Genomic DNA, 21,415 nt, shown 5'->3' on the forward strand with positions numbered 1-21,415 from the left:
GGCGCACGTCTTCGGTGAACGCACTCTGGCCACACTGGAGCGTCTTCTGAGCCTGCTGTCGGCCTTTGAGGTCGTGGTATGGATGACGGATGGCTGGCCGCTGTATGAATCACGCCTGAAGGGAAAGCTGCACGTTATCAGCAAGCGTTACACTCAGCGCATTGAGCGACATAATCTGAATCTGAGACAACATCTGGCAAGGCTGGGACGGAAGTCACTGTCGTTCTCAAAATCGGTGGAGCTGCATGACAAGGTCATCGGGCATTATCTGAACATAAAACACTATCAGTAAGTTGGAGTCATTACCAACCAGAATTATGTGAAGCTATGCGTTGCTGCCGCTAATCATTAGCGTTATAGTGAATCCGCTTATTCTCAGGGCGGGGCGAAATTCCCCACCGGCGGTAAATCAACTCAGTTGAAAGCCCGCGAGCGCTTTGGGTGCGAACTCAAAGGACAGCAGATCCGGTGTAATTCCGGGGCCGACGGTTAGAGTCCGGATGGGAGAGAGTAACGATTCTGTCGGGCATGGACCCGCTCACGTTATTTTGGCTATATGCCGCCACTCCTAAGACTGCCCTGATTCTGGTAACCATAATTTTAGTGAGTTTTTTTTACCATGAATCAGACGCTACTTTCCTCTTTTGGTACGCCTTTCGAACGTGTTGAAAATGCACTGGCTGCGCTGCGTGAAGGACGCGGTGTAATGGTGCTTGATGATGAAGACCGTGAAAACGAAGGCGATATGATCTTCCCGGCAGAAACCATGACCGTTGAGCAGATGGCGCTGACCATTCGCCACGGTAGCGGTATTGTTTGCCTGTGCATCACTGAAGATCGCCGTAAACAACTTGATCTGCCAATGATGGTAGAAAATAACACCAGCGCCTATGGCACCGGTTTTACCGTGACCATTGAAGCGGCTGAAGGTGTGACTACCGGTGTTTCTGCCGCTGATCGTATTACGACCGTTCGCGCAGCGATTGCCGATGGCGCAAAACCTTCTGATCTGAATCGCCCGGGCCACGTTTTCCCACTTCGCGCGCAGGCAGGTGGTGTACTGACGCGTGGCGGTCATACTGAAGCGACTATTGATTTGATGACGCTGGCAGGCTTTAAACCGGCTGGTGTGCTGTGTGAGCTGACTAATGACGATGGCACGATGGCGCGTGCACCAGAGTGCATTGAGTTTGCCAATAAACACAATATGGCGCTCGTGACTATTGAAGACCTGGTGGCATACCGTCAGGCACATGAGCGTAAAGCCAGCTGAAAACCGCTGCTTAATTACTGCCTTAATCAAGAAACCGAAGTTGTAGCTGGCTTCGGTTTTTATTTTGCCCTGCTATGCAAGATGTTAATTCCGCTTCTCTTTCTATGAGAAAATTTCATTAATATCAGGCATTCTTTTTCATTATGATCAAAATCATATAATTGTTCCGTTATTATGCGACCATATGAATATATCCGAAAAAGGATATGTGAAATTTATGCGCTAAATGTTTAGTATTGTTAAATATTAAGGGTAAAAGGATGTTTATCGCCTGGTACTGGATTGTATTGATTGCTCTGGTTGTGGTGGGTTATTTCCTGCATTTGAAACGTTATTGTCGGGCGTTTCGCCAGGACAGAGACGCACTGCTTGAAGCGCGGAACAAATACTTAAACAGTACGAGAGAAGAGACAGCCGAAAAGGTAGAATAAGGCTTTCGTGAAGCTGGCAGAAGTTGTCCATGTGCTGGACAACTTCTGATGTTGTTTTTAACCAATTCCCGCCGTTTGTAGCAGCACTAAACTGAATCCCATCACTGACATTCCACATAGTACGCCATAGCTGGGGTTATTATTAGGGTCAATCTCTTTGGCGAGCGGCATTAATTCATCAACCGAGAGCGCCACCATAATTCCTGCAACCGCCGCCATGACCACCGGGGAAATCATGCTACCGAGGATTAACCACGCCAGCACACCACCAAGAATTTCTGCTAGTCCAGAAATCCCCGCCCACAGAATCGCGGTGCGTTTAGACCCCGTTGCCGCATAAACCGGGCCTGCCACTGCCAGACCTTCAGGGATATTGTGCAACGCGACGGCCAGTGCGATGCCAAATCCCAGCTCCAGGTTGCTGCTCGCCGTGACAAAGGTGGCAATCCCTTCCGGGAAGTTATGCAGACTGATGCCGAGAGTGAGCAGAATGGCTGTGCGCTTGATCGATTTTGGCAACGGCTGCACCGATTTTTGCATTAAATCCTGCGGATGCGCATGCGGCAACATGCGGTCCAGGCCAAAGTAGCCAAGCAGACCGAAGATAAACATTCCATAACCCAACACAGGCGACATTCCTTCAGCTGCTAGTGCGGCAGGAAGCATTTCCATTAATGAGATGAGCAACATGATCCCCGCCGCAAAACCTAGCGAAAACGCCAGTAAGCGGTTCGAGGGTTTTTGTCCGAGAACGCCGAGAAACGCGCCAATAAACGTGGCTGCCCCCGCCAGTATGGTCAGAATGAGAGGTACTGACATCGACAACTCCTTATAAATCTTCACCTTCAGGCAGATCGTCAAAATAACTGATGATCATCATCATTGTTATCCGGGTTCTTACTCCGCCGAACAAGCGTATTGTGAGGATATCAAAATGACACCCTTAGTTAAGGATATCATCATGTCTTCAACACGTATGCCAGCATTGTTTTTAGGTCACGGTAGTCCGATGAACGTGCTGGAAGATAATTTGTATACCCGCAGCTGGCAGAAGTTGGGGATGACATTGCCACGCCCGCAAGCGATTGTGGTGGTTTCGGCTCACTGGTTTACCCGTGGAACAGGAGTGACCGCGATGGAGACGCCGCCCACGATTCATGACTTTGGTGGCTTCCCGCAGGCGCTGTACGATACGCATTATCCTGCTCCGGGTTCGCCTGTGCTGGCACAGCATCTGGTTGAGCTGTTAGCGCCGGTCCCGGTGACGCTGGATAAAGAAGCCTGGGGCTTTGACCACGGTTCCTGGGGCGTGCTGATTAAGATGTATCCTGACGCCGATATCCCGATGGTGCAGTTGAGTATCGACAGTAGCAAACCTGCCGCCTGGCATTTCGAAAGTGGGGCGCAAACTGGCAGCGCTGCGAGATGAAGGAATAATGTTGGTCGCCAGTGGCAACGTGGTGCATAACCTGCGTACAGTGAAGTGGCACGGTGATAGTTCATCATATCCTTGGGCGATGTCGTTTAATGAGTATGTGAAAGCGAATCTGACGTGGCAAGGGGCGGTAGAGCAGCATCCTCTGGTGAATTACCTCGACCATGAAGGTGGCGCGTTATCGAACCCAACGCCGGAGCACTATCTGCCGTTGTTGTATGTCTTAGGTGCGTGGGATGGGCAGGAGCCAATTACCATTCCGGTCGATGGTATAGAAATGGGCAGCCTGAGTATGCTGTCGGTGCAGATAGGTTAACAATTACCGGATGGCGAATGCCATCCGGCATCATTGATTACTCAACAAAAATATGTGGATAAAACCGAGACATATCCTGGGTGATCAATGCACGGTCTTCACGAATGCCAATTCCGGCGGGTTGATCGTTCACCAGCCAGCTACCAATCAGCATATAGCTGTCGCCGAATTTCGGTAACGGATGGAATTGCTGAACAATCATCCCTTCTTCGCCATACGGACCTTCCGCTGCTTCAATGGTTTTGCCGTTCTCAATGATCGACACGTTTGCGCCTTCACGGGAGAAGATCGGTTTAACCACATATTTTTCCATTTGCGGATGATCATCTTCCGCAAAATAAGCGGGCAGCAGGTTCGGGTGATTCGGGAACATCTCCCACAGTAGCGGTAGAAGCGCTTTGTTGGAGATAATGCTCTTCCACGCCGGTTCCAGCCAGCGTACGCCTGCATCCTCCAGCTTGGTGGAGAACATCTCACGCAACATAAATTCCCATGGATACAGCTTGAACAGGTTGGAAATTACCTGATCCTGTAAATCCGTGAACTGACCTTTTTCACCTAACCCGATATCGTCAATGTAGAGGAACTCGGTAGCGATTTCAGCTTCCGTCGCGCAGTCCTGCAAATACTGAATGGTTCCGCGATCTTCCACCGTGTCGCGACAGCAGGTGAGATGCAGCAACTGGAAGCCATACTGTTCACGCAACTCGACAAAGCGATCGATTAGCTTTTCTTGCAGACTGTTAAACTGGTCGCTGCCCTCCGGCAAGTTACCGGCGTTAAGCTGATCTTCCAGCCAGATCCACTGAAAGAACGCCGCCTCGTATAGTGACGTTGGTGTATCGGCGTTATTTTCCAGCAGTTTAGGTTCGCCAGTGCCATCCCATGCCAGATCAAGACGCGAATAAAGCGATGGCTGGTGAGTCAGCCATGACTGACGCACAAAACTCCAGGTGTGTTTTGGAATGCGGAATTTGGTCATCAGCTCATCGCTGGCGATCACTTTTTCCACCACTTTCAGGCACATCTGGTGCAGTTCGGCGGTGACTTCTTCCAGCTTTTCAACCTGGGCGAGGGTCAACTTGTAGTAAGCATCTTCACACCAGTACGGCTCGCCGTACATGGTGTGAAAATTGAAACCGTATTCGTGGGCTTTTTCACGCCAGTCCGGGCGCTCGGTAATACTGACTCTTTCCATCGGTATCAGCCACCCATTGAACGAGAAGAGGTGCCGGTTGCGCTACGCTGCATAGTGCTTTGTTTGGCAACAGATTCACCAAAACCGCCACGGGTAACGGTAGTAGTGGTCGCCGGTTTTGGTGCCATGGCTGTCTTCGGTACGGTCATGGTGCGGCCTGGCTGGGCTGCGCCATAGTTTTTACCCGTCGCGTCGGTATATTTACCGTAAGCCGGGCTGGCTGGGTTTTTCGAGGAGAACAGCGGCTGCTGTGCAAATCCCGCGCCGCCGCCCATCAGACGCCCCATCATGTAACCGGCCATCAGCGGCATCCAGAAACTCCCGCTGGATTGCTGGGCCTGCGCCTGGTTTTCTGGTGCCATGCCAGCCTGGGCTGGTGCCTGCTGGCACTGACCTTCACCAAATTCAGCAACACAGTCTTCACGGGTGGCGTATTTCGGCGCAGTACGTTCGGCTTCTTTCAGCGCATTGTTGTACGCGGTGGTACATTCGGCGCTTTTGCCTGGGTTTGCAGCTGAACAGTCGTCAGCATTTTGATAGAGAGACACTGTTTCATCACTCTTTTCACAGCTAGCCAGCATAAAAACAGTGGCAACCGCGAGAGCGACTGGTGTCAGATGGCGTGCGCTCCAGTTTTTGCGGAACGATGCGTGGCGTATGGATTTTGTCCGTTTCATTTTTGTCTTCCGGGACCAGTGGTAAATACCCATCAGAATAGAGGATGGCTGGTCGAAATTGAAGCGAGAAGGGGGAAGAATGCGGCAGATAACCCGTATCTTTACGTTGTCTTACGTTCAGACGGGGCCGAAGCCCCGTCGTCGTCATCAGTTACGGAAAGGGTTATGACCGTTACTGGTGGTAGTGCGTGCGGATGTTTGCTGAACGACGGGTGCCGGGCTATCAGGCGCATAACCATCAGCAATAGCATTCTGTTCCGGCGTTTGCGGGGCAACGTTTTCCGGATTAGTGGAAACCGGTTTGCTCAGCGCATTGTTCAGTGCCAGCAGATCCTGCTCGTTCAACGTACCCAGGGCTGACTTAATATTCAGCTGATTAATCAGGTAGTTATAACGCGCATTTGCCAGCTCTTGCTTAGCGTTGTACAGCGTGGTGGTTGCATCCAACACATCAACAATGGTACGCGTACCGACCGAGTAGCCCGCTTCCATCGCGTCTAATGAGCTTTGAGCGGAAACTACGGCTTGTTTGTAGGCGTTAATGCTACTGATAGATGCATTAATGTTGTTGAAGGAGGAACGTACGGTTTGCACGATGCTACGATGCGCGCTTTCCAGTTGCTCGCTGGCACCAACAAAGTTGTACTGGGCCTGTTTCACCTGCGAGTTAACCATTCCGCCCTGATAAATCGGCAGCGAGAAGCTCAGGCCCACTTTGTTCTGGCCCATATTGCTGTCGTCATACTGGGTACCAGCGGCACCACGAGTTTTCGAACCGCTATAAGAGGTGTCAGAAATCCCGGTAGAAGCCGTTAAATCCAGCGTCGGTAAGTGACCATCCTGCGCCTGGCGAATTTGCTCGCGCGCCAGGTCCTGGCTCAAGCGTGCCTGTAACAGCGACAGGTTGCGTTTTTCGGCTTCTTTCAGCAGCGCGTTAACCGGCTGTGGTTTGTCGGTTTTAAAGTTTTCGACATTCAGCGCCGCCAGTTCCGGATAGTAGTTACCGGTGATCTGGCGCAGCTGCTCTACCGCGTTATCAAGGTTATTACGTGCGGTCACTTCGTTCGCCAGCACGGTATCGTACTGCGCGCGGGCGTTCTGCACGTCGGTGATCGCTACCAGGCCCACGTTAAAACGTTGGGTGGTTTGATCTAATTGACGGTAGATCGCTTCTTTTTGTGCCTGTGTATAGGAAAGAACGTCAATAGCATTCAACACGTTGAAATAAGCGGTCGCGGTGTTGAGGATCAAGGTTTGCTGATCGGTCTGATATGTGACGTCCTGAATCCCTGCTGCTTTTTCCTGCAGCGTTAACGCACGCCATTTCGACATATCAAAAATGGATTGAGCTAACTGCAGGGACGCACTGGTCGCGTTCGAGTTGATGCCGTTCGCGTCGCGGTAGCCGTTGCTATAGGTGTAATCTGCACCTAAACCTAGCTGTGGCAGTAATGGACTGCGCGCTTCATTAATTTTTTCAAAGGCAGCATCACGATCGGCGGCAGACTTACGCAATTCCGGGTTACTAAGGCGTGCTTGCTGATAAACTTGCATCAGGTTCTCGGCCTGGCTCAACGAACTGAACCCAGAAAGGCTCAGGCCGATAAGAATGGGGAGCAATTTCTTCATTTGCATTCCTTGTGGTGAAGCAGTATTTAGCGCGATCAAACTGTAAAATTATTGCGGATTCTAGCAGAAGCCGCTACCGCAAAAGGTTGGCGTTACGTGCCATAGGGCGTTAATGTGCCTCAATTTAACACATGACTGCTCAAACGGCAGTCAAACGTCGCTGAAATTCACATTTAATTCACTATTAGTGCCAGGACATTAACAATGCTTAAGCCAGACAACCTGCCCGTTACATTTGGCAAAAACGATGTAGAAATTATTGCACGAGAAACACTTTATCGCGGCTTTTTTTCATTAGATCTTTATAGATTTCGTCATCGTCTATTCAACGGGCAAATGAGTCATGAGGTGCGGCGGGAAATTTTTGAGCGCGGTCACGCCGCAGTCTTGCTACCCTTTGACCCAGTGCGTGATGAAGTTGTGCTGATTGAGCAGATTCGAATTGCCGCGTACGACACTAGCGAAACCCCCTGGCTACTGGAGATGGTTGCCGGGATGATTGAAGAGGGTGAAAGTGTGGAAGATGTTGCCCGTCGCGAAGCGATTGAAGAGGCGGGGCTGATAGTCAAACGGACCAAACCGGTGTTAAGTTTCCTGGCAAGCCCGGGGGGCACCAGTGAGCGTTCGTCAATTATGGTGGGCGAAGTGGACGCCACGACCGCAAGCGGTATTCATGGTCTGGCTGATGAAAACGAAGATATTCGCGTTCATGTGGTAAGCCGGGAACAGGCATACCAGTGGGTAGAAGAGGGGAAAATCGACAACGCAGCGTCGCTCATCGCTTTGCAATGGCTGCAGCTGCACCATCAAGCGTTAAAAAATGAGTGGGCATAAATGAAGCGTTACACACCTGACTTTCCTGAAATGATGCGCCTGTGCGAGATGAACTTTTCACAATTGCGCCGTTTGTTACCGCGCAATGACGCACCCGGCGAAACTGTAAGCTATCAGGTGGCAAACGCACAATATCGGCTGACGATTGTGGAATCGACCCGATACACTACCCTGGTGACAATAGAACAGACTGCGCCCGCGATCAGTTACTGGAGCCTTCCGTCAATGACGGTGCGTCTGTATCATGACGCGATGGTGGCTGAAGTGTGTTCAAGCCAGCAGATTTTTCGCTTCAAAGCGCGGTATGATTATCCTAATAAAAAGTTGCATCAACGCGACGAAAAGCATCAAATTAACCAGTTTTTAGCGGACTGGTTGCGATACTGTTTAGCACATGGAGCGATGGCGATTCCGGTTTACTAGCGTCGTGAAACCTAAGGACACCATTTGGAAAGCCTGTTAACCCTTCCTCTGGCTGGTGAGGCCAGAGTCAGGATTTTACAAATTACCGATACTCACCTGTTTGCACAAAAGCACGAAGCCCTGTTAGGGGTAAACACCTGGGAAAGCTACCAGGCGGTGCTGGAGGCGATTCGTCCACATCAGCACGAATTCGACCTGATTGTCGCGACAGGTGATTTAGCGCAGGATCAATCCTCTGCGGCCTATCAGCATTTCGCTGAAGGCATCGCAAGTTTTCGTGCGCCCTGCGTCTGGCTGCCGGGCAACCACGATTTCCAGCCCGCGATGTACAGCGCGTTACAGGATGCGGGTATCTCCCCGGCGAAGCGCGTGTTTATTGGTGAGCAATGGCAAATCCTGTTGCTGGATAGCCAGGTGTTTGGCGTGCCGCACGGTGAGCTGAGCGAGTTTCAGCTTGAGTGGCTGGAACGTAAACTGGCCGATGCGCCAGAACGCCATACGTTGCTGCTGCTGCATCATCATCCGCTACCTGCGGGTTGTAGTTGGCTCGATCAACACAGTCTGCGTAACGCGGGCGAACTGGATACCGTGCTGGCGAAGTTTCCGCACGTCAAATACTTGCTGTGCGGTCATATTCATCAGGAGCTGGATCTCGACTGGAACGGTCGCCGCCTGCTGGCAACGCCGTCGACCTGTGTGCAGTTTAAGCCGCACTGTTCCAACTTTACGCTGGATACCATCGCGCCCGGCTGGCGTACTCTCGAGTTACATGCTGATGGCACGCTGACCACCGAGGTGCATCGCCTGGCGGACACACGTTTCCAACCTGATACCGCTTCAGAAGGCTACTGATGTCTACGCTTCTTTATTTACACGGTTTCAACAGCTCGCCGCGCTCTGCAAAAGCGAGCTTGTTAAAAAACTGGCTGGCGGAACATCACCCTGACGTTGAGATGATCATTCCGCAGTTGCCGCCGTATCCTTCCGACGCGGCAGAGCTGCTGGAATCCATTGTCCTGGAACATGGCGGCGATTCGCTGGGTATTGTCGGTTCGTCACTGGGGGGATATTACGCCACCTGGTTGTCACAATGTTTTATGCTGCCCGCAGTGGTGGTAAACCCGGCGGTGCGCCCGTTTGAACTGCTGACGGACTATCTCGGTCAGAACGAGAACCCCTACACCGGGCAGCAATATGTGCTAGAGTCACGCCATATTTACGATCTTAAAGTCATGCAGATTGACTCGCTGGAAGCGCCGGATTTGATCTGGCTGCTGCAACAGACGGGAGATGAAGTGCTGGATTACCGCCAGGCGGTGGCGTACTACGCTTTCTGCCGCCAGACTGTCATAGAAGGCGGCAACCACGCATTCACGGGCTTCGAAGATTATTTCAACCCGATCGTCGATTTTCTTGGTCTGCACCATCTCTGACGATCAACTCGAATTACTAACTTAAACCATGACGCAAACTTATAACGCTGATGCCATTGAGGTACTCACCGGACTTGAGCCGGTTCGCCGCCGTCCGGGGATGTATACCGATACCACTCGCCCTAACCATTTGGGGCAAGAAGTCATTGATAACAGTGTGGATGAAGCACTGGCGGGTCACGCAAAACGCGTGGACGTTATTTTACATGCTGACCAGTCGTTAGAAGTTATTGACGATGGGCGCGGGATGCCGGTGGATATTCACCCGGAAGAGGGTGTACCGGCGGTTGAACTGATTCTTTGCCGTCTGCATGCAGGCGGTAAATTCTCTAACAAAAATTACCAGTTCTCTGGCGGCCTGCATGGCGTGGGGATTTCGGTGGTTAACGCCCTGTCGAAGCGCGTAGAAGTTAACGTGCGCCGCGATGGTCAGATTTATAACATCGCCTTTGAAAATGGCGAAAAGGTGCAGGATTTACAGGTTGTCGGCACTTGCGGTAAACGCAATACCGGCACCAGCGTCCATTTCTGGCCGGATGAAACCTTCTTCGATAGCCCGCGTTTTTCTGTTTCACGCCTGACGCATGTGCTGAAAGCCAAAGCAGTACTGTGCCCCGGCGTTGAGATTACCTTTAAAGATGAGATCAACAACACCGTACAGCGCTGGTGCTATCAGGACGGTCTGAATGATTACCTGGCGGAAGCGGTAAACGGTTTACCGACGCTGCCAGAAAAACCGTTTATCGGTAATTTCGCTGGCGATACTGAAGCGGTGGACTGGGCGCTACTGTGGCTGCCGGAAGGCGGTGAATTGCTGACCGAAAGCTACGTCAACCTGATCCCAACGATGCAGGGCGGTACCCATGTTAATGGTCTGCGTCAGGGCCTGCTGGACGCGATGCGTGAGTTCTGTGAATACCGCAACATTCTGCCGCGCGGTGTAAAGCTGTCGGCGGAAGATATCTGGGATCGCTGCGCCTATGTGCTGTCAGTAAAAATGCAGGATCCGCAGTTTGCCGGGCAGACCAAAGAGCGTCTCTCTTCGCGTCAGTGCGCGGCATTCGTTTCTGGCGTGGTGAAAGATGCCTTTATCCTGTGGCTGAACCAGAACGTTCAGGCGGCGGAGTTGCTGGCAGAGATGGCGATTTCCAGCGCCCAGCGTCGTATGCGTGCGGCTAAAAAAGTGGTGCGTAAAAAGCTGACCAGCGGTCCGGCGCTGCCTGGCAAACTGGCTGACTGTACCGCGCAGGACCTTAACCGCACCGAACTGTTTCTTGTGGAAGGTGACTCCGCAGGCGGATCTGCCAAGCAGGCGCGCGATCGCGAATATCAGGCGATCATGCCACTGAAAGGTAAGATCCTTAACACCTGGGAAGTCTCTTCCGACGAAGTGCTGGCTTCGCAGGAAGTGCACGATATTTCGGTAGCGATCGGTATCGATCCTGACAGCGACGATTTGAGCCAGCTTCGTTACGGCAAGATCTGTATCCTGGCGGATGCTGACTCCGATGGTCTGCACATTGCCACGCTGCTCTGCGCTTTGTTTGTAAAACACTTCCGCGCGTTGGTGAAACACGGTCACGTTTACGTCGCACTGCCACCGCTCTACCGTATTGATCTCGGGAAAGAGGTTTATTACGCGCTGACGGAAGAAGAGAAAGAGGGCGTACTTGAGCAATTAAAACGCAAGAAAGGCAAGCCGAACGTCCAGCGTTTTAAAGGTCTGGGGGAAATGAACCCGATGCAATTGCGCGAAACCACGCTTGATCCGAACACTCGCCGTCTGGTGCAGTTGACTATCGATGATGAAGACGATCAGCGTACTGACGCGATGATGGACATGCTACTGGCGAAGAAACGCTCGGAAGATCGCCGCAACTGGTTGCAAGAGAAAGGCGACATGGCGGAGATTGAGGTTTAAAGGAAAGAACATTGCCCGGTCAGGATGGCCGGGCAAACAAGGCAGGATTAAATCCCTGGCTGCAGAATACGAATATTCATCTCCAGCACGTCACCTTTTACGGCTTCGCTGTACGCCTTCATGTGCGGGGTTTGCAGATGCGCTTCAAGGTGCGCGATGCTTTCCCACTGCTCAATCATCACGATAGAATCCGGTGCCATAGACTGGAAACTCACGCCAGCAGCGCAATCCACCATTGGCGCATAGCCGTGGCAACCTTCTTCTTTCAGTACGGTTGGAACGATTTTAGCAAACTGATCCAATACCGCCTGACGGTGATGTTGACCAGGACGAGTACGGATTTCTGCGATTACGGTAAGCATGGTTAACTCCTTCTAAAGCCTGAGCTCTAGTTAACCAAAAATTTCCACAAGATGCTTGCGATATTCTTCAGTATAGCGGGGAACATCAGGCATTTTTATCACGTCATTAGCGATAAATGTCGGCAGCGGTTCCATGCCAAGGAATTGGTTTGCTTTATGGAACGGCAGATACACACCGTCGACGCCAACGCCGTGGAAGAATTGATCTTTTTCGGTGAAGGCTTCCATTGGTGCGTTCCAGGTCAGAGAAAGCATATATTTTTTGCCCTGTACCAGGCCGCCGGAACCGTATTTTTTTGACGGATCTTTGCGGGTACGGCCATCGCTGGCATACAGCGTCCCGTGACCTTCGGTGAATACATCATCAATGTATTTTTTCACTGTCCACGGCGCGCCCATCCACCAGCCTGGCATCTGCCAGATCACCACATCAGCCCAGAGAAAGTTTTGTACTTCCGCTTTGACATCGTAGTCGCTGTCGGCGCGAACGATGCGAACATCATGCCCGAGGTCGCGCAGTGTGCCATCCGCGACTTCGGTCAGGGTGTCATTCAGTTGACCATTGGAGTGGGCGAATTTTTTCGCGCCGTTGATAATCAGAATGTTGCTCATTTTTTAACCTCAAGGTGAGACGTTTGCCGACTATAGTACGTCACAGAGCGGTACGGTGAAATTAGCAAAATGTGCAAAGTCTTTTGCGAATTTAGCAAAAGTCTTACCCTTACCAGCTTACTTTCGCCTCAAATCCACCTTGTTCCGCATTCCCAAACTCAACATTCATGCCATGCAGCTTGGCGATTCGCTGGACAATCGATAGCCCAAGTCCACTGCCGGTAGCGGTTTGTCCGGGGGGGCGATAGAAGCGTTCGCCAATTCGCGCCAGTGCCTCTGGTGTCACACCGGGGCCGTTATCCCTCACGATGAAATTATCGGCATTCAGCGTGACGTCCACCACGCTGCCCTGTGGACTGTAACGCACGGCGTTATCCAGCAAATTTCGCACCAACAAACTTAGCAATAGCGGTTGTCCGGTGCGTTTGATGCCCTGGACATTGAGTGTCAGTCGCACGTCAATTTTCGCCTGCTGCGCCGTGTGGTAAATATCCATCACCGACGATTGCAGGAGATCTTCAAGCGGGATCTCCGCGACGTCCTGAAGGTTATCCAGTGAGTCCAGCCGCGATAGCGTGAGCAGTTGATCAACCAGACGAGTAGCGCGATCGATCCCGGAATGTAATTGGAGCAGTGCTTTTTTCCGCGCCTGCGGATCATCGTCAGAGAGCTGCGCAACTTCGGTTTGCACTTTCAGCGCTGTTAACGGGCTACGTAGTTCGTGAGCTGCATCGGAGGTAAAGCGTCGTTCTCGAACCATCATCGCATGTGTGCGGGCGAACAGTTGATTTAGCGACTCAACCAGTGGTCGCACTTCGCTGGGTACGCCAGTCGCGTTTAGTGGTTTTTCCGAGTCAGGGTCACGCATACGTAGTGCCAGCGCCAGTTTGTTCAGCGGCGCGAGTTCACGACCCAGTAGTACCATCATGATGATTAACATAATCGGCAGTGCGACCAGCCACGGGATCAATTGCCCGGCAACAATCGCCAGCGCCATGTCTTCACGGTATTCCCATTCCTGGCCAACAACGATGCGATATTTGCCATCAGGTGAGGTCATCCAGACAAAACGCCAAGGATCGTCTTCACCGACCAGTTGCCCGTCAGCAAAACCTTCCCGTTGATAGCTATAGGGAATATCTTCTCCGTTATCGCCATCATTAAGGACCATTCTGCCGTCGTGGGTAAAGATGGCAAAGGTCAGCGCATCGTCATCAACATGACCGTGTTTTAATTTATTTGGCGTCTGTGCCATGCGATCCGCCGCGTTGATTTCGTTGAGATCGAGCGTACTTAACCGCTTGGCAAACAGCATCAGTTGGGTGTCGAACAATTCATCGACGTTATCCGTTGTTTGTTTCCAGGCGACAAAGCTGGAAAGCAGCCAGGTCACCGAGGCCAGAATTAAAAAGATTAGCGTCAGCCTGACGCGCAGACTAAGACGTTGGGTAAATTTCATTTCTCACCTAATGTGTAGCCAATACCATGCACGGTACGAATAAAATCACTACCGAGTTTGCGTCGCAGATGATGCACATGCACTTCAACGGCATTACTGGTGACCTCTTCGTCCCAGGTATACAGTTTCTCTTCAATCAGTTTGCGCGGTAGTACCCGACCAGCGTTACGCATCAGTAATTCCAGCAGGGCAAATTCTTTTGGTTTCAGTGTTAAGGGTTCGCCAGCCAGCGTGGCGATACGTTTGCCGGGGTCGAGCATGACGTTACCGTGGCGCAGCTCGTTGCTGGCCTGGCCGTTGGTTCGGCGCATCAGAGCCTCCAGCCTGGCGGCGACTTCTATCAACGCAAAAGGTTTACACAGATAATCGTCAGCTCCCTGACGCAGCCCTTCTACACGTTCCGCTAACGCATCACGCGCGGTCAGGATCAGTACCGGCTCACGCTGACCTTTCTCTCGCCATTCACGCAAAATATCGCGACCATCCATGCCTGGTAAGGTTAAATCCAGGATCACCGCATCATAAGGTGCGCTATAAAGCGCCTCTTTTCCCTGACGACCTTGTGTAAACCAGTCGACACTAAAACCCATTTTACTAAGGCCAGTTTTGATGCCGTCGCCAATCAGCATGTCATCTTCTATCAGTAAAATTCGCATTTTTTCATCCCTGCGATAACCGTATTTGCTGCCAGTAAACCGTGTTGTAACGCGCTCTGTACAGCATTAAATTTTATTTTTTTCCCTTAAGAAGTTGTTAAGGACTATCTTGTTAAATGCTCGGAAACAGACATTAAAGGGAGTAATAAACATGAAAAAATTCGCAGCAGTAATCGCAGTAATGGCCCTGTGCAGTGCACCGGTGATGGCAGCAGAGCAGGGCGGTTTTTCTGGCCCATCGGCAACGCAAAGTCAGGCCGGAGGATTCCAGGGGCCGAACGGCAGCGTAACGACTGTAGAAAGCGCAAAATCCCTGCGTGACGACACCTGGGTAACCCTGCGCGGCAATATCGTTGAACGCATCTCTGACGATCTCTACGTGTTTAAAGATGCCAGCGGTACTATCAATGTTGATATCGACCACAAACGCTGGAACGGTGTGACGGTGACGCCGAAAGATACGGTTGAGATTCAGGGGGAAGTCGATAAAGACTGGAATTCTGTTGAAATTGACGTCAAACAGATCCGCAAAGTAAATCCGTAATTGTTACCGCTCCCGGGACGCGTTCCCGGGAATAATTTCGCAGGGAGGCAAAATGACAAACCTGACACTGGATGTAAACATTATCGATTTCCCATCAATCCCTGTGGCGATGTTGCCGCACCGCTGTAGCCCTGAGTTGCTCAACTACAGTGTGGCGAAATTTATCATGTGGCGTAAAGAGACGGGGCTTTCTCCTGTTAACCAAAGCCAGACTTTTGGCGTCGCCTGGGACGACCCTGCCACCACCGCACCGAAAGCGTTTCGCTTTGATATCTGCGGCAGCGTTAGCGAACCGATTCCCGATAATCGTTATGGTGTGAGCAATGGTGAACTTACCGGTGGACGTTATGCCGTGGCCCGCCACGTTGGCGAGCTGGACGATATTTCACACACGGTATGGGGCATCATTCGCCACTGGCTGCCTGCAAGCGGCGAGAAAATGCGTAAAGCACCGATTCTGTTTCACTACACCAATCTTGCCGAAGGTATGACAGAACAGCGACTGGAAACGGATGTTTATGTGCCGTTAGCGTGATGGGGAATCTTTACCGGAGTGTGAGCCAAATCACTCGCGATAAGTTTGAGCGAACAATGCCACAGGCGTATTGTTGTTGGGCTTATAATTTCTCCGGTAAGGAATACCATGTATACGCGAAATTTATTATCCGGTGCGCCGTAAGCCGTCTCGGGGGTATCCATGAGCAAGCCGCACTTATGGCAGGAGGCGCGGGGCACTGGTGGAGACACAGCTAAACTGGGCTGAACCGTATACTTACAGTCGACTACTTTGATGCTTTAGGCTTCCCTGGACTCGCATAACCTCAACTTCTCGAATCGCCCGGAGCGGACCCCCATGCCGAGTGGTGTGGCATGGGCGCAACCTTGTGCTGCCCTCTATGCCGATCAAGTCTACAGCAAAGAGTTGTATATCAAGGCACATTGATGCCTTTATCGCCGTCGGAGCACGTCCGGCGGCGCTATTCACGCTGATCTCCTGTGACTCGACGCGGCAGATAATGTAGTATCTCCGGCAATATTGCCCCTTTGAAGGCTGGCGAATAAGTTGAGGAATCAGAATTAATGAGCGATATGGCAGAGCGCCTTGCGCTACATGAATTTACGGAAAACGCCTACTTAAACTACTCCATGTACGTGATCATGGACCGTGCGTTGCCGTTTATTGGCGATGGTCTTAAACCTGTTCAGCGCCGCATTGTGTATGCGATGTCTGAACTGGGCCTGAATGCCAGCGCTAAATTTAAAAAATCGGCCCGTACCGTCGGTGACGTACTGGGTAAATACCATCCGCACGGCGATAGCGCCTGTTATGAAGCGATGGTCCTGATGGCGCAGCCGTTCTCTTACCGTTATCCGCTGGTTGATGGTCAGGGGAACTGGGGCGCGCCGGACGATCCGAAATCGTTCGCGGCAATGCGTTACACCGAATCCCGGTTGTCGAAATATTCCGAGCTGCTATTGAGCGAGCTGGGGCAGGGGACGGCTGACTGGGTGCCAAACTTCGACGGCACTTTGCAGGAGCCGAAAATGCTGCCTGCCCGTCTGCCAAACATTTTGCTTAACGGCACCACCGGTATTGCCGTCGGCATGGCGACCGATATTCCACCGCATAACCTGCGTGAAGTAGCTCAGGCGGCAATCGCATTAATCGACCAGCCGAAAACCACGCTCGATCAGCTGCTGGATATCGTGCAGGGGCCGGATTATCCGACTGAAGCGGAAATTATCACTTCGCGCGCCGAGATCCGTAAAATCTACGAGAACGGACGTGGTTCAGTGCGTATGCGCGCGGTGTGGAAGAAAGAAGATGGCGCGGTGGTTATCAGCGCATTGCCGCATCAGGTTTCAGGTGCGCGCGTACTGGAGCAAATTGCTGCGCAAATGCGCAACAAAAAGCTGCCGATGGTTGACGATCTGCGCGATGAATCTGACCACGAGAACCCGACCCGTCTGGTGATTGTGCCGCGTTCCAACCGCGTGGATATGGATCAGGTGATGAACCACCTCTTCGCTACCACCGATCTGGAAAAGAGCTATCGCATTAACCTCAATATGATCGGTCTGGATGGTCGTCCGGCGGTGAAAAACCTGCTGGAAATCCTCTCCGAATGGCTGGTGTTCCGTCGCGATACCGTGCGCCGCCGACTGAACTATCGTCTGGAGAAAGTCCTCAAGCGCCTGCATATCCTGGAAGGTTTGCTGGTGGCGTTTCTCAACATCGACGAAGTGATTGAGATCATTCGTAACGAAGATGAACCGAAACCGGCGCTGATGTCGCGGTTTGGCCTTACGGAAACCCAGGCGGAAGCGATCCTCGAACTGAAACTGCGTCATCTTGCCAAACTGGAAGAGATGAAGATTCGCGGTGAGCAGAGTGAGCTGGAAAAAGAGCGCGACCAGTTGCAGGGCATTTTGGTTTCCGAGCGTAAAATGAATAACCTGCTGAAGAAAGAACTGCAGGCAGACGCGCAAGCCTACGGTGACGATCGTCGTTCGCCGTTGCAGGAACGCGAAGAAGCGAAAGCGATGAGCGAGCACGACATGCTGCCGTCTGAACCTGTCACCATTGTGCTGTCGCAGATGGGCTGGGTACGCAGCGCTAAAGGCCATGATATCGACGCGCCGGGCCTGAATTATAAAGCGGGTGATAGCTTCAAAGCGGCGGTGAAAGGTAAGAGCAACCAACCGGTAGTGTTTGTTGATTCCACCGGTCGTAGCTATGCCATCGACCCGATTACGCTGCCGTCGGCGCGTGGTCAGGGCGAACCACTCACCGGCAAATTAACGTTGCCGCCTGGGGCGACCGTTGACCATATGCTGATGGAAAGCGACGATCAGAAACTGCTGATGGCTTCCGATGCGGGTTACGGTTTCGTCTGCACCTTTAACGATCTGGTGGCGCGTAACCGTGCAGGTAAGGCTTTGATCACCTTACCGGAAAATGCCCATGTTATGCCGCCGGTGGTGATTGAAGATGCTTCCGATATGCTGCTGGCAATCACTCAGGCAGGCCGTATGTTGATGTTCCCGGTAAGCGATCTGCCGCAGCTGTCGAAGGGCAAAGGCAACAAGATTATCAACATTCCATCGGCAGAAGCCGCGCGTGGAGAAGATGGTCTGGCGCAATTGTACATTCTGCCGCCGCAAAGCACGCTGACCATTCATGTTGGGAAACGCAAAATTAAACTGCGCCCGGAAGAGTTACAGAAAGTCACTGGCGAACGTGGACGCCGCGGTACGTTGATGCGCGGTTTGCAGCGTATCGATCGTGTTGAGATCGACTCTCCTCGCCGTGCCAGCAGCGGTGATAGCGAAGAGTAATATGCCGGGGAGGGCCTGTTTCCTCCCGCTTGCAAGGAACGCCGGATGAAACGTTAAGTCGTCATTCGGCAGCGTATTCAACCCCCGGAAACGATAAAAATTCCCTTGAAACCGTTGTTTATTCATGCGTTGCGATTAACAATACGCTTTTCCAGAGAGCGGCTTTTAACAATGCCCTAACCTGATTTCAGGTGACGTACAATGCCAGTCTCTCAGACCTTCAGAGGTTGTTATGCTATATATCTTTCGTCTTATTATTACCGTGATTTACAGCATCTTAGTCTGTGTATTCGGCTCCATTTACTGCCTTTTCAGCCCGCGTAACCCGAAACATGTGGCCACCTTTGGGCATATGTTTGGCCGTCTTGCGCCGCTGTTCGGCCTGAAAGTTGAGTGCCGCAAACCTGCAGATGCTGAAAGCTACGGCAATGCTATCTATATCGCTAACCACCAGAACAACTATGACATGGTGACAGCATCGAACATTGTGCAACCGCCGACGGTGACGGTAGGTAAAAAGAGCTTGCTGTGGATCCCCTTCTTCGGGCAATTGTACTGGTTAACCGGCAACTTATTGATCGACAGAAACAATCGCACTAAAGCTCACGGCACCATTGCGGAAGTCGTGAATCATTTCAAAAAACGCCGTATTTCCATCTGGATGTTCCCGGAAGGAACCCGCAGCCGTGGTCGCGGCCTGCTACCGTTCAAGACTGGAGCATTTCACGCGGCAATTGCGGCGGGCGTCCCGATTATTCCCGTGTGCGTCTCTACAACTTCGAATAAGATTAATCTTAATCGACTGCACAACGGTCTGGTGATTGTCGAAATGCTGCCGCCAATTGACGTCAGTCAGTATGGCAAAGATCAGGTTCGTGAGCTGGCTGCCCATTGTCGTTCGATAATGGAACAAAAAATCGCCGAGCTCGATAAAGAAGTCGCAGAACGCGAAGCCGCCGGAAAAGTTTAAGTCGGCAATCTGTATTTTTGCGGGGAACACTTTCCTGCACGGTATTACTTTAGCCAGTTTTACATGGAGCAAATATGTCACTCAGTCGGCGTCAGTTCATTCAGGCATCGGGGATTGCACTTTGTGCCGGCGCTGTTCCCCTGAAGGCCAGCGCAGCCGGGCAACAGCAACCGCTACCCGTTCCGCCGCTACTTGAATCTCGCCGTGGGCAACCGCTGTTTATGACTGTACAACGTGCGCACTGGTCATTTACGCCAGGGACACGCGCGTCGGTCTGGGGAATCAATGGTCGTTACCTGGGGCCGACTATCCGCGTCTGGAAGGGCGACGATGTTAAGCTTATTTACAGCAACCGCCTGACAGAAAATGTCTCAATGACGGTGGCCGGGCTACAGGTACCAGGCCCGCTGATGGGCGGTCCGGCACGGATGATGTCGCCAAACGCTGACTGGGCACCCGTACTGCCCATTCGCCAGAACGCAGCTACTCTGTGGTATCACGCCAATACTCCCAACCGCACGGCTCAGCAGGTCTATAACGGCCTTGCCGGAATGTGGCTGGTGGAAGATGAAGTCAGCAAGTCGCTGCCTATCCCCAACCATTATGGTGTGGATGATTTTCCGGTCATTATCCAGGATAAACGGCTGGATAACTTTGGTACGCCAGAATACAACGAACCGGGAAGCGGCGGCTTTGTTGGTGATACGCTGCTGGTTAACGGTGTACAAAGCCCGTACGTTGAAGTCTCGCGTGGCTGGGTGCGCTTGCGACTGCTGAACGCGTCGAACTCTCGTCGCTATCAACTACAGATGAGCGATGGTCGCCCGTTACATGTGATTTCTGGCGATCAGGGATTCCTGCCTGCTCCTGTATCGGTGAAGCAACTTTCGTTGGCACCGGGCGAGCGCCGCGAGATTCTGGTGGATATGAGCAACGGTGATGAAGTGTCGATCACCTGTGGCGAAGCGGCGAGCATTGTTGATCGTATTCGTGGCTTCTTTGAGCCATCCAGCATTCTGGTTTCTACCCTGGTGCTAACGCTGCGCCCAACCGGCCTTCTGCCGCTGGTCACAGACAGTCTTCCGATGCGCTTGCTGCCAACTGAAATCATGGCCGGTTCGCCGATTCGCAGTCGCGATATCAGTCTGGGTGATGACCCGGGTATTAATGGACAACTGTGGGACGTCAACCGTATTGATGTCACCGCGCAGCAAGGAACGTGGGAACGCTGGACGGTACGCGCGGACGAGCCGCAAGCGTTCCATATTGAAGGCGTGATGTTCCAGATCCGTAACGTGAATGGTGCGATGCCGTTCCCGGAAGACAGAGGCTGGAAAGATACCGTTTGGGTTGACGGACAAGTGGAGCTGCTTGTTTATTTCGGTCAGCCTTCCTGGGCGCACTTCCCGTTCTACTTCAACAGTCAGACGCTGGAAATGGCGGACCGTGGCTCGATTGGGCAACTGTTAGTCAATCCGGTACCGTAATCTTCATACTCGCCCGAGGAGGGCGAGTATGGAATACTTTTCGATTTCTCTTTCGTTCCGGCGGTAATGACTCCAACTTATTGATAGTGTTTTATGTTCAGATAATGCCCGATGACTTTGTCATGCAGCTCCACCGATTTTGAGAACGACAGCGACTTCCGTCCCAGCCGTGCCAGGTGCTGCCTCAGATTCAGGTTATGCCGCTCAATTCGCTGCGTATATCGCTTGCTGATTACGTGCAGCTTTCCCTTCAGGCGGGATTCATACAGTGGCCAGCCATCCGTCATCCATATCACCACGTCAAAGGGTGACAGCAAGCTCATAAGACGCCCCAGCGTCGCCATAGTGCGTTCACCGAATACGTGCGCAACAACCGTCTTCCGGAGCCTGTCATACGCGTAAAACAGCCAGCGCTG

The 21,415-nt window shown here is 52.2% G+C and carries 20 protein-coding genes, 3 pseudogenes and 1 riboswitch; of the genes and pseudogenes, 14 read left to right on the top strand and 9 right to left on the bottom strand.

Annotated elements, in window-relative coordinates; translation table 11 throughout:
* The 3 genes and pseudogenes from BFF42_RS21755 to yqiD all read left to right on the top strand — a co-directional run.
* A pseudogene (locus tag BFF42_RS21755) lies at positions 1–292 on the top strand (IS1-like element IS1X2 family transposase); the annotation flags it as partial.
* Positions 293–367: 75 nt separating this feature from the next.
* Positions 368–516: riboswitch (FMN riboswitch) on the top strand.
* Between the two features lie 103 nt (positions 517–619).
* On the top strand, positions 620–1,273 hold the full coding sequence (ribB, locus tag BFF42_RS21760) for a 3,4-dihydroxy-2-butanone-4-phosphate synthase (RefSeq protein ID WP_001076997.1): 654 nt from the start codon (positions 620–622) through the stop codon (positions 1,271–1,273).
* 260 nt (positions 1,274–1,533) lie between these two features.
* A complete protein-coding gene (yqiD, locus tag BFF42_RS26865; protein WP_000469266.1) occupies positions 1,534–1,704 on the top strand; it encodes a protein YqiD in 171 nt (56 codons plus the stop codon).
* Positions 1,705–1,761: 57 nt separating this feature from the next.
* Here the strand turns inward: yqiD and zupT are convergent, their stop codons facing one another.
* Entirely contained in the window at positions 1,762–2,523 is a 762-nt protein-coding gene (gene zupT / locus BFF42_RS21765; RefSeq protein WP_001431040.1) for a zinc transporter ZupT, read from the bottom strand.
* 142 nt (positions 2,524–2,665) lie between these two features.
* On the opposite strand from zupT, the pseudogene ygiD reads away from it, so the two are divergent.
* A pseudogene (gene ygiD / locus BFF42_RS21770) lies at positions 2,666–3,455 on the top strand (4,5-DOPA-extradiol-dioxygenase).
* 37 nt (positions 3,456–3,492) lie between these two features.
* Here ygiD and BFF42_RS21775 read toward each other — a convergent pair.
* The 3 genes from BFF42_RS21775 to tolC form a co-directional block, all read right to left on the bottom strand.
* Positions 3,493–4,653, bottom strand: a complete 1,161-nt coding sequence (locus tag BFF42_RS21775) for a glutathionylspermidine synthase family protein (RefSeq protein ID WP_000442860.1) — start codon at positions 4,651–4,653, stop codon at positions 3,493–3,495.
* Between the two features lie 5 nt (positions 4,654–4,658).
* Entirely contained in the window at positions 4,659–5,330 is a 672-nt protein-coding gene (locus BFF42_RS21780; RefSeq protein ID WP_000831554.1) for a DUF1190 family protein, read from the bottom strand.
* A 147-nt stretch (positions 5,331–5,477) separates the two neighbouring features.
* Positions 5,478–6,959, bottom strand: a complete 1,482-nt coding sequence (tolC, locus tag BFF42_RS21785; protein ID WP_000735271.1) for an outer membrane channel protein TolC — start codon at positions 6,957–6,959, stop codon at positions 5,478–5,480.
* 204 nt (positions 6,960–7,163) lie between these two features.
* Between tolC and nudF the strand changes: the two genes are divergently transcribed.
* From nudF to parE, 5 genes are read left to right on the top strand one after another with little or no spacing between them, the layout of a single operon-like run.
* Positions 7,164–7,793: an ADP-ribose diphosphatase gene (nudF, locus tag BFF42_RS21790; RefSeq protein WP_000917116.1), complete on the top strand. Its 630-nt coding sequence runs from the start codon at positions 7,164–7,166 to the stop codon at positions 7,791–7,793.
* Positions 7,794–8,216, top strand: coding sequence for a DUF1249 family protein (locus tag BFF42_RS21795; RefSeq protein WP_000833393.1), 423 nt, complete (start codon positions 7,794–7,796; stop codon positions 8,214–8,216).
* Positions 8,217–8,240: 24 nt separating this feature from the next.
* A complete protein-coding gene (gene cpdA, locus BFF42_RS21800) occupies positions 8,241–9,068 on the top strand; it encodes a 3',5'-cyclic-AMP phosphodiesterase (protein ID WP_000444747.1) in 828 nt (275 codons plus the stop codon).
* Positions 9,068–9,649 carry an esterase YqiA gene (gene yqiA, locus BFF42_RS21805; RefSeq protein ID WP_000105736.1) on the top strand — a complete coding sequence of 194 codons (582 nt, stop codon included), beginning with the start codon at positions 9,068–9,070 and terminating at the stop codon, positions 9,647–9,649. The genes cpdA and yqiA overlap by 1 nt, the downstream gene beginning before the upstream one ends.
* 28 nt (positions 9,650–9,677) lie before the next feature.
* Positions 9,678–11,570 carry a DNA topoisomerase IV subunit B gene (gene parE, locus BFF42_RS21810; RefSeq protein ID WP_039060354.1) on the top strand — a complete coding sequence of 631 codons (1,893 nt, stop codon included), beginning with the start codon at positions 9,678–9,680 and terminating at the stop codon, positions 11,568–11,570.
* A gap of 47 nt (positions 11,571–11,617) precedes the next feature.
* Here the strand turns inward: parE and BFF42_RS21815 are convergent, their stop codons facing one another.
* From BFF42_RS21815 to qseB, 4 genes are all read right to left on the bottom strand, one after another.
* Positions 11,618–11,932, bottom strand: a complete 315-nt coding sequence (locus tag BFF42_RS21815; protein ID WP_000958598.1) for a putative quinol monooxygenase — start codon at positions 11,930–11,932, stop codon at positions 11,618–11,620.
* A gap of 30 nt (positions 11,933–11,962) precedes the next feature.
* Positions 11,963–12,544 (bottom strand): NADPH:quinone oxidoreductase MdaB, encoded by a 582-nt coding sequence (mdaB, locus tag BFF42_RS21820; protein ID WP_000065430.1) that lies wholly within the window; start codon positions 12,542–12,544, stop codon positions 11,963–11,965.
* Positions 12,545–12,653: 109 nt separating this feature from the next.
* Positions 12,654–14,003, bottom strand: coding sequence for a quorum sensing histidine kinase QseC (gene qseC, locus BFF42_RS21825; RefSeq protein ID WP_000673379.1), 1,350 nt, complete (start codon positions 14,001–14,003; stop codon positions 12,654–12,656).
* Positions 14,000–14,659 (bottom strand): quorum sensing response regulator transcription factor QseB, encoded by a 660-nt coding sequence (gene qseB, locus BFF42_RS21830; RefSeq protein ID WP_001221498.1) that lies wholly within the window; start codon positions 14,657–14,659, stop codon positions 14,000–14,002. The genes qseC and qseB overlap by 4 nt, the downstream gene beginning before the upstream one ends.
* Positions 14,660–14,810: 151 nt before the next feature.
* Here qseB and ygiW point away from each other — a divergent pair, with 151 nt between their 5' ends.
* The 5 genes from ygiW (at position 14,811) to ftsP (ending at position 20,999) form a co-directional block, all read left to right on the top strand.
* On the top strand, positions 14,811–15,203 hold the full coding sequence (ygiW, locus tag BFF42_RS21835) for an OB fold stress tolerance protein YgiW (protein WP_000712658.1): 393 nt from the start codon (positions 14,811–14,813) through the stop codon (positions 15,201–15,203).
* 52 nt (positions 15,204–15,255) lie between these two features.
* Positions 15,256–15,738, top strand: coding sequence for an AraC family transcriptional regulator (locus BFF42_RS21840; RefSeq protein WP_000183511.1), 483 nt, complete (start codon positions 15,256–15,258; stop codon positions 15,736–15,738).
* A gap of 545 nt (positions 15,739–16,283) precedes the next feature.
* A complete protein-coding gene (parC, locus tag BFF42_RS21845) occupies positions 16,284–18,542 on the top strand; it encodes a DNA topoisomerase IV subunit A (RefSeq protein WP_001281892.1) in 2,259 nt (752 codons plus the stop codon).
* A gap of 232 nt (positions 18,543–18,774) precedes the next feature.
* On the top strand, positions 18,775–19,512 hold the full coding sequence (gene plsC / locus BFF42_RS21850) for a 1-acylglycerol-3-phosphate O-acyltransferase (RefSeq protein WP_000965712.1): 738 nt from the start codon (positions 18,775–18,777) through the stop codon (positions 19,510–19,512).
* A 74-nt stretch (positions 19,513–19,586) separates the two neighbouring features.
* Entirely contained in the window at positions 19,587–20,999 is a 1,413-nt protein-coding gene (ftsP, locus tag BFF42_RS21855; protein ID WP_000059395.1) for a cell division protein FtsP, read from the top strand.
* Between the two features lie 77 nt (positions 21,000–21,076).
* On the opposite strand, the pseudogene BFF42_RS21860 reads toward ftsP, so the two are convergent.
* A pseudogene (locus BFF42_RS21860) lies at positions 21,077–21,415 on the bottom strand (IS1-like element IS1B family transposase); the annotation flags it as partial.

The sequence above is a fragment of the Shigella sp. FC1661 genome (genome assembly GCF_001712525.1).
Taxonomy (GTDB): domain Bacteria; phylum Pseudomonadota; class Gammaproteobacteria; order Enterobacterales; family Enterobacteriaceae; genus Escherichia; species Escherichia coli.